Here is a 14172-nt window from a genome sequence, read left to right as displayed (position 1 = left end):
ATGTGTGGGACTGACCCACCGCTATCGCGAGCAGGCTCACTCCTACAATTCGATCGACATTATTTCTTCACCAACGCCGAGCACGCCGCCTTGTAAGCCTCATGCTGATACTTGTTCAGCGTCCCCGGCAGCTCGAAATTGTGCTTCTTGGCCTGTGCATTGATCGTCTGCGGCGACAACAGCGTCACCTCACAACCATCGAGCAACTGAAACACCCCCTCAATCTTGAACGTCGTCGGCCCACCGGCAAACTCACCCTTCTTGCTGCGCTTCTTGATCGCAATCCGGTCCACCGAGTTCTCCCGCACGAACGACGCCACCTGCGCCGCGAACCGCCGCACGTTCGCCGCCTCGTCATCATCATCGAGAGCGATCTTTTTCGTGGCGAGAGGGATGTGGCTCAACGTCGAACCGTCGAGCGCAGCCACGGCGATGATCGCTTCGCTGCCTTTGATTTCAATGCCGCAGATGTTCATGGGAATCCTTAGACTGGCTTAAGAGGTTCAGCTTACAGCTCAAACACTCACTCCTGCCCAATCGACTCCAAAAACTCCGACCGCTCGTCACTCATCCGCGCGACACAATCATTCTGCGCAATGGTGAACGCTTTGCTCCCCGCCGTCGCCGGGAAGGCTTCCACCGCGCAATCGGCATCGCGGGTTTTCAGCCATTGCTGCTGGGCGGTTTTCAGTTTGGCGGTGATGTCGGCCAGTTGCGTCGGGTGCTTGCCGTAGGCGGCCTGCATGCGTTCGTTGAGGCTGGCGTAGTTGTCCTTCAGCAGGTCTTCGGCGGTGGTGCGGCTGTAGGCGGAGCATTCCAGGGTCTGGATGTCGTTTTCCACCGCGTCGCACGGGTTGTTCTCGGATTCTTCGGCGGCGTGGGCGCCGGTCGCAATCAGTGCCAGGGCGAGGAAGATCGATTTCATTGGGGTCGCTCTAATCCGTGGGTAGGTGCAGGCTGCGGCAGATTCTGGCGCAAGCGCGCGGGCTTGAACAGCCGGCCGAGGAGGGCGGCTGACGACCCTTTGTCGCGGATTGACGCTTTCGGCAATTCCCCTGTCGTTTTTGCACCCGGTCGCCCCGGCACCGAGGCATATGCTGGCCCCAAAGCGCCGGCAGACGATTCGGCGCACGAATCGCCAATAAGGGGACGCCTGATGAGCCCAGCCGAATTACACGCCGACAGCATCGTTATCGACGGTCTGATCATTGCCAAATGGAACCGCGAGCTGTTCGAAGACATGCGCAAGGGCGGTCTGACGGCAGCCAACTGCACTGTGTCGGTGTGGGAAGGCTTTCAGGCGACCGTGAACAACATCGCTGCCAGCCAGAAACTGATCCGTGAAAACAGCGACCTGGTGATGCCGGTGCGCACCACCGCCGACATCCGTCGCGCCAAGGAACAAGGCAAGACCGGCATCCTCTTCGGCTTCCAGAATGCCCATGCCTTTGAAGACCAGATCGGCTATGTCGAGGTGTTCAAGCAGCTCGGCGTGGGCATCGTGCAGATGTGCTACAACACCCAGAATCTGGTCGGCACCGGTTGCTACGAACGTGACGGCGGCCTGTCGGGTTTCGGTCGCGAAATCGTCGCCGAGATGAACCGCGTCGGCGTCATGTGCGACCTGTCCCACGTCGGTTCCAAGACTTCCGAAGAGGTCATCCTCGAATCGAAAAAACCGGTCTGCTATTCCCACTGTCTGCCGTCGGGTCTCAAAGAGCACCCGCGCAACAAGTCCGATGAAGAGCTGAAGTTCATCGCCGACCACGGCGGTTTTGTCGGCGTGACCATGTTCGCGCCGTTCCTCGCCAAGGGCATCGATTCGACCATCGACGATTACGCCGAAGCCATCGAATACACCATGAACATCGTTGGCGAAGACGCCATCGGCATCGGCACCGATTTCACTCAGGGTCACGGCCAGGATTTCTTCGAATACCTGACCCACGACAAGGGCTACGCCCGCCGCCTGACCAGCTTCGGCAAGATCATCAACCCGCTGGGCATCCGCACCGTCGGCGAATTCCCCAACCTAACCGAAACCCTGCTCAAGCGCGGTCATTCCGAACGTGTGGTGCGCAAGATCATGGGTGAGAACTGGGTGAACGTCCTCAAAGACGTCTGGGGCGAATAACGCTTTCACGACCGCCGCCGAACTGCCCCCTCTCCTGCGGGAGAGGGCTGGGGTGAGGGCCGCGGCCACCACTGAACCATAATTTTTCTGGAGTTAAGTTTCCATGGCCAAGATCGCCCCGCAATTGCCTATCGAAGTCGACAGCGAGACCGGTGTCTGGACCTCCGACGCCTTGCCCATGCTCTATGTGCCGCGGCATTTCTTCGTCAACAACCACATGGGCATCGAGGAAGTGCTGGGCGCCGAAGCCTATGCGGAAATCCTCTACAAGGCCGGCTACAAATCCGCCTGGCACTGGTGTGAAAAGGAAGCCGAATGCCACGGCCTGGAAGGCGTCGCGGTGTTCGAGCACTACATGAAGCGCCTGTCGCAACGCGGCTGGGGCCTGTTCAAGATTCAGGACATCGACCTCGACCAGGGCACCGCCAGCGTCAAGCTCGAGCACTCGGCATTCGTCTATGTCTACGGCAAGGTCGGGCGCAAGGTCGATTACATGTTCACCGGCTGGTTCGCCGGTGCCATGGATCAGATTCTCGAAGCCCGTGGCAGCAAGATCCGTACTGTGGCCGAACAAGTCTACGGAGGCTCCGAAGAGGGCCACGATGACGGCTTGTTCATCGTCAAGCCGTTGTAAGCCGAGGACCGTGCCATGGCTTTCGAAGCAATGTTCCAGCCGATCCAGATCGGCAAACTGACCATCCGCAACCGCGTGCTCAGCACCGCGCACGCCGAGGTCTACGCGACTGACGGTGGCATGACCACCGACCGCTACGTCAAGTATTACGAAGAGAAGGCCAAGGGCGGCATCGGCCTGGCCATCTGCGGCGGTTCGTCCGTCGTGGCGATCGACAGCCCGCAGGAATGGTGGAGCTCGGTCAATCTGTCTACCGACCGGATCATTCCGCACTTCCAGAATCTGGCCGACGCCATGCACAAGCATGGCGCCAAGATCATGATTCAGATTACCCACATGGGCCGGCGCTCGCGCTGGGACGGCTTCAACTGGCCGACGCTGATGTCGCCGTCGGGCATCCGTGAACCGGTGCACCGCGCCACCTGCAAGACCATCGAGCCGGAAGAGATCTGGCGGGTGATCGGCAACTACGCACAGGCGGCGCGCCGGGCCAAGGCCGGTGGCCTCGATGGCGTCGAGCTGTCGGCCGTGCACCAGCACATGATCGACCAGTTCTGGAGCCCGCGCGTCAACAAGCGCACCGACGAGTGGGGCGGCAGCTTCGAAGGGCGGATGAAGTTCGGTCTGGAAGTGCTCAAAGCCGTGCGCGCCGAGGTTGGTGACGATTTCTGCGTCGGCATGCGCCTGTGCGGTGACGAGTTCCACCCGGACGGCTTGTCCCACGAGGACATGAAGCAGATCGCCAAGTATTACGACGACACCGGCATGCTCGATTTCATCGGCGTGGTCGGCTCGGGTTGCGATACGCACAACACCCTGGCCAACGTGATTCCGAACATGAGTTATCCACCGGAGCCGTTCCTGCATCTGGCCGCCGGAATCAAGGAAGTGGTCAAGGTGCCGGTGCTGCACGCCCAGAACATCAAGGATCCGAACCAGGCTACGCGCATCCTTGAAGGCGGTTACGTCGACATGGTCGGCATGACCCGCGCGCACATCGCTGACCCGCACCTGATCGCCAAGATCAAGATGGGCCAGATCGACCAGATCAAACAGTGCGTCGGCGCCAACTATTGCATCGACCGCCAGTATCAAGGTCTTGATGTGTTGTGCATCCAGAACGCTGCGACGTCCCGGGAATACATGGGCGTGCCGCACATCATCGAGAAATCCACCGGGCCGAAACGCAAAGTGGTCATCGTTGGTGCCGGCCCGGCCGGGATGGAAGCTGCGCGTGTGGCGGCCGAACGTGGCCACGACGTGACCTTGTTCGAGAAGAAAGAATTCATCGGTGGGCAGATCACTACTGCATCGAAAGCGCCGCAGCGCGATCAGATCGCCGGCATCACCCGCTGGTTCCAGCTGGAACTGGCGCGGCTGAAAGTCGATCTGCGCCTCGGCACGGCGGCGGACGCCGATACGATCATGGACCTGCGTCCGGATGTCGTGGTGCTGGCGGTCGGCGGGCATCCGTACCTGGAGCAGAACGAACACTGGGGCGCCGCCGAAGGGCTGGTGGTGAGCAGCTGGGACGTGCTCGACGGCAAAGTCGCGCCGGGCAAGAACGTGCTGGTCTACGACACCATTTGCGAGTTCACCGGGATGTCGGTGGCCGACTTCCTCGCCGACAAGGGCAGCCAGGTCGAGATCGTCACCGACGACATCAAGCCGGGCGTGGCCATCGGCGGTACGTCGTTCCCGACCTACTACCGCAGCATGTACCCGAAAGAAGTGATCATGACCGGCGACATGATGCTGGAGAAGGTCTACCGCGAAGGCGACAAGCTGATTGCGGTACTGGAGAACGAATACACCGGCGCGAAAGAGGAGCGGGTGGTCGATCAGGTGGTCGTCGAAAACGGCGTGCGCCCGGACGAGGAAATCTACTACGCCCTCAAGGACGGCTCGCGCAACAAGGGCCAGATCGACGTCGAAGCGCTGTTCGCGATCCAGCCGCAGCCTTCGCTGAGCGAGGCGGGTGACGGCTACTTGCTGTTCCGCATCGGCGACTGCGTGGCGCAGCGTAATACCCATGCCGCGATCTATGACGCCCTGCGACTGTGCAAGGATTTCTGACGGCATCACCACGATCACCTGTGGCGAGGGAGCTTGCTCCCGCCGGGCTGCGAAGCGGCCCCAAATCTGTAGTCACGGTGTATCAGGCATATACCGGCGACGGTAGTGGGAGCGCTTCGCACTCCAGCGGGAGCAAGCTCCCTCGCCACAGGTAGGTGCGTTGCTCTTGCCAGCGCACAAATGACCCCGAGGTCTTTGGGAGCTTCACCATGTTGAACACCCTTCTTCCAATTTTGTTGTTCGCTGCTCTGGGCCTCGCTGTCCTCGGCGCGTTGCGGCGGATGAACATGTGGCGCCGGGGGCGGGCGGCGAAGGTCGATCTGCTTGGCGGTCTGCTGGCCATGCCCAAGCGCTACATGGTCGACCTGCACCACGTCGTGGCGCGGGACAAATACATCGCCAACACCCACGTCGCCACGGCGGGCGGTGCGGTGGCGTCGATTGTGCTGGCCATTCTGGTACACGGCTTCGGCCTGCATAACCGTATCCTCGGCTACGCCTTGCTGCTGATGTCGGCGGTGATGTTCGTCGGCGCGATCTTTATGTACCTGCGTCGGGTCAATCCGCCTGCGCGTCTGTCGAAAGGCCCGTGGATGCGCCTGCCAAAAAGCCTGCTGGCGTTCTCGGCGTCGTTCTTCCTGGTGACCCTGCCAGCGGCCGGGATCCTGCCGGAGAACTTCGGTGGTTGGGTGCTTGCAGCCATTCTCGGCGTTGGCGTGTTGTGGGGCGTGACGGAACTGTTCTTCGGCATGACCTGGGGCGGGCCGATGAAACACGCCTTTGCCGGTGCCCTGCACCTGGCCTGGCATCGCCGTCCGGAACGCTTTGGCGGCGGTCGCTCGACCGGTTTGAAACCGCTGGACCTGAACAATCCCGATGCGCCGCTGGGCGTGGAAAAACCCAAGGATTTCACCTGGAACCAGTTGCTCGGTTTCGACGCCTGCGTGCAGTGCGGCAAGTGCGAAGCGGCCTGTCCGGCTTTCGCTGCCGGCCAGCCGCTGAATCCGAAAAAACTGATTCAGGACATGGTCGTCGGCCTCGCTGGCGGCACCGACGCCAAATTCGCCGGCAGCCCGTATCCAGGCAAACCGATTGGCGAGCATGGCGGCAATCCGCATCAACCGATCGTCAACGGTCTGGTCGACGCCGAAACCCTCTGGTCGTGCACCACCTGCCGTGCCTGCGTCGAGGAATGCCCGATGATGATCGAGCACGTCGACGCGATCGTCGACATGCGCCGTCACCTGACCCTGGAAAAAGGCGCGACGCCGAACAAGGGCGCCGAAGTCCTCGAAAACCTGATCGCCACCGACAACCCCGGCGGTTTCGCCCCGGGCGGGCGGATGAACTGGGCGGCGGATCTGAACCTCAATCTGCTCAGCGAAAAGAAATCCACCGACGTGCTGTTCTGGGTCGGCGACGGCGCCTTCGACATGCGCAACCAGCGCACCTTGCGCGCCTTCGTCAACGTGTTGAAAGCGGCAAAAATCGACTTCGCCGTGCTCGGCCTCGAAGAGCGCGACAGCGGTGATGTGGCGCGGCGTCTGGGCGACGAAGCGACGTTCCAGTTGCTGGCCAAGCGCAACATCCAGACGTTGGCCAAATACAGCTTCAACCGCATCGTCACCTGCGATCCGCACAGTTTCCATGTGCTGAAAAACGAGTACGGCGCTTTCGATGGCAACTACCTGGTGCAGCACCACAGCACCTACATGGCCGAGATCATTCAGGCCGGCGCGCTCAACCTCGGGCAGCACAAAGGCAACAGCGTGACCTATCACGATCCGTGCTACCTGGGCCGCTACAACGGCGAGTACGAAGCACCGCGTGAAGTGCTGCGTGCGCTCGGCATCGAAGTCAAAGAGATGCAACGGTCCGGTTTCCGCTCGCGCTGCTGCGGCGGCGGTGGTGGCGCGCCGATCACCGACATTCCGGGCAAACAGCGCATCCCCGACATGCGCATGGAAGACATCCGCGAAACCGGCGCCGAGCTGGTGGCGGTGGGTTGTCCACAGTGCACGGCGATGCTCGAAGGCGTGGTCGAACCGCGTCCGCTGATCAAGGACATCGCCGAACTGGTGGCCGACGCGCTGCTCGAAGACGCCGCGCCAGGCAAGCCTGCCACGCCGGCCAAACGTGAACCTGCGGAGGTGCATTGATGAGCGACATTATCCGCCGCGACCCGCGCGCCGAATGGATCGCGCGTAACCGTCTGCATCCGCTGCACGCGGCGATGCAACCGGCGCAACACAGCTGGATGGGGCCTAACGGCGTCATCCGCAAGAATCCCCATGGCATGGGTTTTATCGGGCCCAACGGCATCAAACGGATCGACCGCAGCGGCGCGCAGCAGGGCGGGGCGGTCAAACGCTCGGCCACGGTGGAAGTGCAGTTGCCGCTGCATCAGGTTCCGGCTCCGGCGTTCTATATCGGCGTGGTGCCGGATATGGTCGGCGGCCGCCTGAGCAGCCACGATCGCGATCTGCTCGGCCTCGCTCATCAGTTGGCCGGCACCGACGGCGCGGTGCTCGCTGTGGTCTTCGGTGAGCACAAGGAAAGCACGTTCGAAACCGCTGGCGTCGATCGCCTGCTGGTGCTCGAAGGCGAGCATTTCAGCGGTTATGCACCGGAACAACGAGTGCAGGGTTTGCGCGCTGTGGATAACCAGTTCAATCCGCGTCACTGGTTGCTGCCGGACAGCCGCAGCGGTGGCGGTGAACTCGGTCGGCGCTTTGCCGCAGCCTTGGGCGAGCGCCCGGCTACACGGGTCTGGCAGGTCAAGGATCAGGAGTGCATCGGCCGCGCCGGTGCCGGGTTGCAAGACCTGGCGCGTCCAGTGGCGCGGTTGATTCTCGCCGCTGCCGAATGCGCCGAGCCGGTCAGCGAAACCCGACACGAAGCGTTACCGGTGGAGTTATCCACAAGCGTCGTGCGCAGCCTGTCGCGAATCGAAGATCTCGGCGCGGTGGCGGTGGATCCGGCGGCGATCCCGATGGCCGAGGCCGAGTTCATTTTCTCCGGCGGCAACGGCGTCAAGGACTGGCAGCTGTTTCACGAAACGGCATCAGCCCTCGGCGCTACCGAAGGCGCTTCTCGCGTGGCGGTGGACGATGGCTTCATGGCCCGCGATCGCCAGGTCGGCGCGTCCGGCACCTGGGTCACCGCGCGAGTCTACGTCGCGGTGGGTATTTCCGGGGCGATCCAGCACCTGCAAGGCATCGGTGCCTGCGACAAGGTGGTGGCGATCAATCTTGATCCGGGTTGCGACATGATCAAACGCGCCGACCTCTCGGTGATTGGCGAAAGCGCAGAGATTCTGCAGGCCCTGATCGAGGCGGTAGAGGCCTACCGCAACGACGGCCGACGCGACGCGGCATAAGGAAAACAGTTATGAGCACCAACGTGATCAGCCTCGTCTCCATCGGCGCCCACCCGACTTCGGGCCGCCCGCGCCGCGCCGATCAGGATGCCCGCGCAGTGGAACTGGGTCTGCAACTGGCTGGGGATAACCTGCAAGTGCTGCACGCCGGCGACATCGCCGAACCGGCACTGCGTGCCTATCTGGGCATGGGCCTGGAACAGCTGCATGTGCTGGAACAACCCGTTGGCGCCGACGCTTTGCCGGCGCTGACCGCGTACCTTCGCGATGCCGGGGCGCAAGTGGTGCTGACCGGCAGTCAGGCGGAAACCGGTGAAGGCTCGGGGATGTTGCCGTTCCTGCTGGCGGAAGGTCTGGGCTGGCCACTGGTGGTCGGCCTGGCGCAGGTCGAGTCGATCAATGACGGTTCGGCGCTGGTCCTGCAAGCCTTGCCGCGTGGGCAGCGGCGGCGCCTGAAGGTCAAATTGCCGTTTCTGGCCACTGTGGATAACGCCGCGCCGAAACCTCGGCAGAGTGCATATGGCCCGGCACAGCGAGGGATTCTGGAGGCTGATGAGGTTGAAGTCGTCGACGATGAGCTCTTGTCTGTCGCCACTCTGCAACCGGCCAAACCACGGCCCAAACGCCTGAAAGTGATCAAAGCCAAAAGCGGCGCCGACCGCATGAAGGCTGCGACCGCCAAAGCCAGTGGCGGCGGCGGGCAAGTGCTCAAGGGCATCACCCCACAGGCCGGTGCCGAAGCGATCCTCAAGTTGCTGATCGAGGAAGGCGTGGTCCGCTGACCCCCGCAACCAATGCTCGTAGGGGCGCGCCGACAGCTGTCATTGGTTGACACGAAAAACCTGGCGCTTCTGTTTGCGGCCGGTTTCAAACGCAGGGTAAAAAGCCACTCACCCCACAAGGAGTCAACTGAATGACCGTCAAGTTTCGCCCTGCCCGGCGCTCGGATGCGCGCGACATTGCGCGTCTGTTTCAGATTTCCTCGGAAGGCGCCTCGGATTACATCTGGAGCCAGTTGGCGGAGCCTGGGGAGGCGCTGCTGGATGTCGGCGAGCGCCGTTATGCCCGCGACGATGTGGATTTCTCCTGGCAGAACTGCATGGTCGCTGAGGCCGAAGACCGGGTCGTTGGCATGATGCACAGTTATGCGATGCGCGAGGATCCCGAGCACACGCCGTCCACTGATCCGGTGCTGGCACCGTACGCCGATATGGAAGTGCCCGATTCGTTGTACATCTCCAGCCTGGCGCTGCATGAAGGCTGGCGCAATCGGGGCCTGGGTGTGCAGTTCCTCGAGCATGCTCAGGCGCGCGCTGATCAGATGGCGCTAAACGGCCTGAGCCTGATTGACTACGCAGCCAACACCGGTGCGCGGCGATTTTATGAGCGCCATGGCTTCCGCATCATCAAGACTTGCCAGGTCACGCCGCATCCGCTGATTCGGGTAACCGGAGAAGCCTATCTGATGCACCGCGCTTAGCGTTGGGTTATCCACCGGACAGCGGTTACGCACAATCCCTGTTGGTCAGTCTGTGGATAACGTGTTGGCCCTTCATCACAGGTCAAGTAAGCCGTGGCCTGCAGCCCGCAGATCAAAAAACAACCAGCCTAACTTACGGTTTTTATGAGGTTTTTCTGCGGGATAACGCCGCAAGTTGCCCCCAAACTCTGTTGGTGCTTCTGTGGATAAGATGTTCGTTGCCCGCTGGGAGCCTTATAAACCAAGCCCTTCACTGCATTGGTCAATATTTGATCGCTTTACGCTTTTCAGCCTCGAATTCATTTGTAAGCCCTGGTTATTCGCACGTTTGAGCGTTTTTCCACAGGCGCCGCAAAGTTACCCCCGAACTCTGTTGGCGCTTCTGTGGATAACATGTTCGCTGTCCTCCACAGGCCATTAAAATCATGGCTTGCAAAGATATGATTAAAAAACAACCAATGTCCCCCGCAACCGCCTGTTCTGCATAAGTCACGATTTTTCTTTGTAAATCAGCACGATAATTTTTGGCTCATGCACAGTTACCCCCATTTGCTGTGGGTGGCTATGTGGATAACTTGTTCGCCAAACCTTGCAAGCCCCGGCCGGCTTAGTCCAAATGGCAATTGATTACATTTCATACAGTTCTAAGAAGTTGCCTTGACTTCGATTCCTGTGCTGTCTTCACTGCAATGGCACAAGGACAGCCGTCATTTATCCACATCAGGTTCTGGGAGAACGCATGATGGATAGCCAGCCGCACCCCCCCCCGCCCTCCCCACGCAAGCGCACGCCCCGACGCGCTGCCAATCAGCACGCTCGCCTGTAGCGCGCCCCCCCCGCCAGACCCGCCAGACCGCTGTGCTGTGGCCGGAATTTCTCCGGTGGCCAGGTACCCGTTCGCCCATTGATTGCAGGCAACCGCAGAGTTGCCCCATCTGCCTGATTAGAGGAATCACTTCATGACACGGATCGCAACGCCTCTCAGCGAGATCAAGGAACACTACGATGTGATTGTCATTGGTTCAGGCTACGGCGGCGGTATTGCTGCCTCGCGCCTGTCCCGTGCCGGCAAGCGTGTGTGCCTGCTTGAACGCGGTCGGGAAATCCTGCCCGGCGAATACCCAAACACCATGATCGCCGCCACCGAGGAACTGCAGGTGCATGACCCGGACGGGCATATCGGTTCGCGTACCGGTATGTTCGATTTGCACGTGAACGCCCAGCAAAACGTCGTGGTCGGTTGCGGCCTCGGCGGCACGTCGCTGATCAATGCCAACGTTGCCCTTGAGCCGGAGCCCGGCGTATTCGACGATCCGCGTTGGCCGCAAGCGGTGCGGGAACACCGTGATACGTTGCTCAAGGACGGTTACGCCCGCGCCCGGGAGATGCTCAAGCCCAACCCTTACCCGAGCACTGCACCGAACCTGCCGAAACTCGACGCCAACAGGAAATCCGCCGACTACCTCCAGCAGGGCGCGCATTTCTACAAGCCGCCTATCAACGTGACTTTCGACAAGCTGCCGAACAACCTCAACCATGTCGGCGTCGAGCAGCTGCCGTGCAACCAGTGCGGCGACTGCGTTTCGGGCTGTAACAACAAAGCCAAGAACACCACGCTGATGAACTATCTGCCCGACGCCTGGAACCACGGCGCGGAGATTTTCTGTCAGGCCGAAGTGCGGCATCTGGAGCGTGATGGCGACGGCTGGATCGTGCATTTCCAGTACCTGGACAGTGGTCGCGAGATGTTCAGTGCACCGACCCTGTTCGTGAAGGCCGACATCGTTGTGGTCTCTGCCGGCACGCTCGGTTCAACCGAAATCCTCCTGCGTTCCCGGGACAAAGGCGTGGTGATGTCCGGCCAGCTCGGCGAGAACATGAGCGGCAACGGCGACATCCTCGGCTTCGGCCACAACTGCGAGCAGACCATCAACGGCATCGGTTTCGGTGCGCACCCGGCCAAGGAACTGCACCCGGTTGGCCCGTGCATCACTTCGGTCATCGACATGCGCACCGAAGGCGACTGGCGCAGCCGCATGGTCATCGAGGAAGGCTCGATTCCCGGCGCCCTCGGGCGGCCGATGGTGCCGGCGATGGCCGGGTTTGCCGAGATGATCGGCGTGGCCACTGACGAGAGCTTCAGTGGCAAGCTGAAGTACAAGGAACGTGAAGCCGAAAGCTTCCTGCGCGGCCCTTATTACGGCGCACTGCACAACATGCAGACCTACCTGATCATGAGCCATGACAGCGGGCAGGGGCGGATGGTCCTCGACAGCAAGGATCAGTTGCGCATCGATTGGCCAGGTGTTGGCGAGCAGGAGAACTTCAAACTCGGCAACGAACGTCTGCGCCAGAGCACCAAGGCATTGGGCGGGGTCTGGGTGGAGAACCCGATCTGGACCAAACTGCTCAAGCACAGCATCGTTTCGGTACACCCGCTGGGCGGTTGCGTGATGGGTGAAGACGCGGCGCAAGGCGTGGTCAATCACAAGGGCCAGGTGTTCAGCGGTGCCAGCGGCACTGATGTTTACGCCAATCTCTACGTCACCGATGGCGCGGTGATTCCGACCTCGCTGGCGGTCAATCCGCTGCTGACCATCTCTGCGGTGAGTGAGCGCAACATGGTCCTGCTCGCCGCCGACCGTGGCTGGCAGATCGACTACACGTTGCCTTCTGCGCCGCGCAAACCGGTGGCGCCGCCCACCCTCGGCGTGCAGTTTACGGAAACCATGAAGGGCTATTTCTCCCGCGCCTTCACGGCGGCGCAGAGCACCGACCTGAAAGTTTATGAAGCAGCGGCCAAGCGCGGAGAGGCGGACAACTCGCCGATCGACTTCACCCTGACGATCACCGCCAGCGACATGAACCGGATGATCAGGGAGCCGGAACACGCGGCGACCATCGTCGGCACGGTGAACGCTCCGGCACTGTCACCGCAGCCGCTGACCGCCAGCAACGGCGTGTTCAACCTGTTCGAGCAATTCGAGCAACAGGTCGATACGCGCCACATGAAGTACGACATGAAACTGACCGCCGAGGACGGCAACGACTATTTCTTCAGCGCCTTCAAAACCGTACCGGAAGATAACGGCGTGCTGAATATCTGGCACGACACCAGCACCCTGTACGTGACGCTGTATCGCGGGCCGGACAAGTCGGGCGAAGTGATCGGCTCGGGAGTGATGCACATTCACCCGACCGATTTCGCCAAGCAGATGACCACCATGAAAGTGCTCAATGCACGCAATGAGCGCGAGCGCATCGAAGGCCTGGCACGGTTCGGCAAGTTCTTCGCCGGGATTCTCTGGGAAAGTTACGGCGGGGTGTTTGCCGGCGATATCTACTTCAACCCCGACGCGCCGCCACGGCTGAAACGACCATTGGATGCCCCCGTCCCGGCAGTGCATTTCTTCCCCACCGAGGATGGCGTCGAACTGCGTCTGACTCGGTACCAGGCCGGGAGCAAAGGACCGGTGATGCTGGTGCATGGCTTGGGTGTGGGGTCGAACATCTTTTCCACCGATACCATCCAGACCAATCTGCTGGAGTACCTGTGCAAGCACGATTACGACGTGTGGTTGCTGGATTTTCGCGTGAGCATTTTGCTGCCGGCGAGCAAGAAGGAGTGGAACGGCGATCAGATCGCCCGATACGACTTCAAGGCGGCCATCGCGCAGATACAGCAGCAAACCGACGCCCGTGATGTGCAATGCGTGGTGCATTGCTACGGCGCAACGACCTTCTTCATGTCGCTGCTCGCCGGTTTGCAGGGGGTGCGTTCGGTGGTCTGCTCACAAATTGCCGCAGACACCGTGGTCGCCACCGCGACGGGTTTGAAAGCCGGATTGCACCTGCCGGGCATGCTCGATGCGATCGGCATCAAGTCGATGACCGCTTACGCCGACAGCAAGGAAAACTGGTTCAACAAACTCTACGACAAGGCCCTCAACGGCTACGCGCGGATCGAGGCCCAGGGTTACTGCACCAACCCGGTGTGTCACCGCATCACCTTCATGTACGCGTCGCTGTATCGCCACGACACCCTCAACGAAACCTTGCACGACAACCTGCACGAATTGTTCGGCGAATCGAACATCGAGACCTTCGAACATCTGGCGCTGATCGTGCGCAAAGGACATCTGGTGGATTTCAAAGGCAACGATGTGTACATGCCGCACTTTGATCGGCTGACCATGCCGATCTGCTTTATCAGCGGCGCCGATAACCAGTGTTATCTGCCGGAAAGTACGCTCAAGACCTACCAGCGAGTGTGCGAAGTCAACGGGCCGGAGCGCTACAGCCGGCAGGTGGTGCCGGGCTACGGCCATATCGACTGCATGTTCGGCAAGAACGCGGTGGTCGATGTCTACCCGATCATCCTTGAACACCTGGAGAAAACGGCCCTCGGCTGATGAAGTCCCTGTGGCGAGGGAGCTTGCTCCCGCTCGGCTGCGCAGCAGTCGTAAACC

At 61.1% G+C, this 14172-nt stretch carries 10 protein-coding genes; 8 read left to right on the top strand and 2 right to left on the bottom strand.

Annotated features, from left to right (window positions below):
- Positions 1-59 precede the first annotated feature (59 nt).
- Together AEQ63_RS25670 and AEQ63_RS25665 are read right to left on the bottom strand one after the other, a co-directional pair.
- Positions 60-476, bottom strand: a complete 417-nt coding sequence (locus AEQ63_RS25670; protein WP_042606629.1) for a DUF3010 family protein — start codon at positions 474-476, stop codon at positions 60-62.
- 47 nt (positions 477-523) lie between these two features.
- Positions 524-925, bottom strand: a complete 402-nt coding sequence (locus tag AEQ63_RS25665) for a lysozyme inhibitor LprI family protein (protein ID WP_064365323.1) — start codon at positions 923-925, stop codon at positions 524-526.
- 231 nt (positions 926-1156) lie between these two features.
- Between AEQ63_RS25665 and AEQ63_RS25660 the strand changes: the two genes are divergently transcribed.
- The 8 genes from AEQ63_RS25660 (at position 1157) to AEQ63_RS25625 (ending at position 14115) form a co-directional block, all read left to right on the top strand.
- Complete coding sequence (locus AEQ63_RS25660) at positions 1157-2134, top strand: dipeptidase (RefSeq protein WP_027610650.1); 978 nt, start codon at positions 1157-1159, stop codon at positions 2132-2134.
- 103 nt (positions 2135-2237) lie between these two features.
- Positions 2238-2768: a 4-vinyl reductase gene (locus AEQ63_RS25655; RefSeq protein WP_064365322.1), complete on the top strand. Its 531-nt coding sequence runs from the start codon at positions 2238-2240 to the stop codon at positions 2766-2768.
- Positions 2769-2783: 15 nt separating this feature from the next.
- Positions 2784-4844: a dimethylglycine demethylation protein DgcA gene (dgcA, locus tag AEQ63_RS25650; RefSeq protein WP_064365321.1), complete on the top strand. Its 2061-nt coding sequence runs from the start codon at positions 2784-2786 to the stop codon at positions 4842-4844.
- Between the two features lie 209 nt (positions 4845-5053).
- On the top strand, positions 5054-7003 hold the full coding sequence (gene dgcB / locus AEQ63_RS25645; protein ID WP_064365320.1) for a dimethylglycine demethylation protein DgcB: 1950 nt from the start codon (positions 5054-5056) through the stop codon (positions 7001-7003).
- On the top strand, positions 7003-8223 hold the full coding sequence (gene etfA / locus AEQ63_RS25640) for an electron transfer flavoprotein subunit alpha (RefSeq protein WP_064365319.1): 1221 nt from the start codon (positions 7003-7005) through the stop codon (positions 8221-8223). Before dgcB ends, etfA begins: the two co-directional genes overlap by 1 nt.
- 11 nt (positions 8224-8234) lie before the next feature.
- Positions 8235-9005, top strand: coding sequence for an electron transfer flavoprotein subunit beta (gene etfB / locus AEQ63_RS25635; protein ID WP_042606636.1), 771 nt, complete (start codon positions 8235-8237; stop codon positions 9003-9005).
- A gap of 131 nt (positions 9006-9136) precedes the next feature.
- Positions 9137-9703, top strand: coding sequence for a GNAT family N-acetyltransferase (locus tag AEQ63_RS25630; RefSeq protein WP_064365318.1), 567 nt, complete (start codon positions 9137-9139; stop codon positions 9701-9703).
- Positions 9704-10662: 959 nt separating this feature from the next.
- Complete coding sequence (locus AEQ63_RS25625; protein WP_064365317.1) at positions 10663-14115, top strand: GMC oxidoreductase; 3453 nt, start codon at positions 10663-10665, stop codon at positions 14113-14115.
- Positions 14116-14172: the final 57 nt, after the last annotated feature.

Origin of the sequence: Pseudomonas sp. RIT-PI-o, assembly GCF_001297215.1 — a bacterium.
Lineage (GTDB): Bacteria > Pseudomonadota > Gammaproteobacteria > Pseudomonadales > Pseudomonadaceae > Aquipseudomonas > Aquipseudomonas moraviensis_A.
This window is presented reverse-complemented; position numbering and strand designations above follow the sequence as displayed.

Bases quoted from the DNA above. Each gene is read 5' to 3' on its own strand.
- AEQ63_RS25655 (WP_064365322.1), top strand. From the start codon at position 2,238: ATGGCCAAGATCGCCCCGCAATTGCCTATCGAAGTCGACAGCGAGACC.
- etfA (WP_064365319.1), top strand. From the start codon at position 7,003: ATGAGCGACATTATCCGCCGCGACCCGCGCGCCGAATGGATCGCGCGT.
- AEQ63_RS25625 (WP_064365317.1), top strand. From the start codon at position 10,663: ATGACACGGATCGCAACGCCTCTCAGCGAGATCAAGGAACACTACGAT.
- dgcA (WP_064365321.1), top strand. From the start codon at position 2,784: ATGGCTTTCGAAGCAATGTTCCAGCCGATCCAGATCGGCAAACTGACC.
- AEQ63_RS25670 (WP_042606629.1), bottom strand. From the start codon at position 476: ATGAACATCTGCGGCATTGAAATCAAAGGCAGCGAAGCGATCATCGCC.
- etfB (WP_042606636.1), top strand. From the start codon at position 8,235: ATGAGCACCAACGTGATCAGCCTCGTCTCCATCGGCGCCCACCCGACT.
- AEQ63_RS25630 (WP_064365318.1), top strand. From the start codon at position 9,137: ATGACCGTCAAGTTTCGCCCTGCCCGGCGCTCGGATGCGCGCGACATT.
- dgcB (WP_064365320.1), top strand. From the start codon at position 5,054: ATGTTGAACACCCTTCTTCCAATTTTGTTGTTCGCTGCTCTGGGCCTC.
- AEQ63_RS25660 (WP_027610650.1), top strand. From the start codon at position 1,157: ATGAGCCCAGCCGAATTACACGCCGACAGCATCGTTATCGACGGTCTG.
- AEQ63_RS25665 (WP_064365323.1), bottom strand. From the start codon at position 925: ATGAAATCGATCTTCCTCGCCCTGGCACTGATTGCGACCGGCGCCCAC.